Origin of the sequence: Pseudomonas sp. PS01303 (genome assembly GCF_029959385.1) — a bacterium.
GTDB lineage: Bacteria > Pseudomonadota > Gammaproteobacteria > Pseudomonadales > Pseudomonadaceae > Aquipseudomonas > Aquipseudomonas rustica.
Genome location: NZ_JASCPK010000315.1, coordinates 1 through 1,127, shown reverse-complemented (window position 1 = coordinate 1,127; position 1,127 = coordinate 1). Strand labels below are relative to the sequence as shown.

Here is a 1,127-nt window from a genome sequence, read left to right as displayed (position 1 = left end):
TTCTCGCTCTTCAGCAGCGCGTATGCAATACGCGCAAGTTTACGTGACAAAATCACCAGCGCTTCAGTGGTGGCCTTGCCCTTGTTTCGATGATGCTCATAGGTTTCCTTCCAGGCCGCTGTGCGGCTGGCGGACATGGAGGCGTTGTGCAAAAGCCTGCGAATTTCCGAGCAGCCTCGCTTGGTCAAACGACGACGTCCGTTTTTTTCCCCAGAGTCAGAAATTCTCAAGTCCATGCCAATGAAAGCGATGTAAGCATCACTGCTCTTGAACTCACCTCGGATAAACGCCATCACCAAGGCTGTGGCTGTCAAAAAACCGATCCCTTCGATGGCTTGGCAGCGAGCTACCTGCTCAAGTAATCCTGCCTCTTTGAGCAACTCCTTGAGTTTCTTTTGAACCAGCAGATCCAACCTGTCTATTTGCTTGGTGAAACTCTTGAAGGCGGTTTTCAGTAGCTTTTCATTGCTCCAGCTCTGGTTTAGAGCCGTACGCATTGTGACCAGCGCAGCCCTGCGGCGCAGGAGGCTTTGCAGCTTGCCATACACTGCTGGTGGCGGAGTCCAAGCGCGCAGCTCCCGGCCTTCTCGCTCCAAATAACGAGCGAGTAAAGCGGCATCGCTCGAGTCAGTCTTAACCCGACCGCCGATACTTTTTCGGTAATTGCTAAGCTGAAAACCATCAACAACATAGACTTTGAAGCCTTTTGCATAAGCCATCTCCACCACGTCCAAGTGATAGACATTGGTGGCTTCAACGCACAAGGCAGTATTGGCGGGTTGCTGCCTCAGCCATTTCTTGATTTCAGGCTTGGTATTGGTAAGCGACATCTGCGTGCCGCTGTCCTGGAAATGAACGACCAGTTCGGCCTTCGCAACATCGATACCGACAATAAATTGGTTCACTTCCATTGCCATTTTTCGCACTCCCGCTGTAAGGTTTTTCCACTCGAAGGGTTTCACCAAGAGGCGCAGGCTTGTTTCTATCGTCGCTGAAGAGAACGAAGCATTCTTTATCGGCGCTTTGGTGGAAGGGGTGGGGCCGATGTCTCCCACAGTCTGTACTGGGCTAACAGTCAGAAGCTGGCTTTTGGTCCCACCCACCCCTTCGAGTCCTACCATACAAGC

The 1,127-nt window shown here is 52.0% G+C and carries 1 protein-coding gene; it reads right to left on the bottom strand.

Features of this window, described 5'->3' with window-relative positions; all coding sequences use genetic code 11:
* The coding region (locus QMX93_RS30745) for an IS110 family transposase (protein ID WP_282359339.1) at window positions 1-917 on the bottom strand (917 nt) is incomplete at its 3' end.
* Window positions 918-1,127 lie beyond the last annotated feature (210 nt).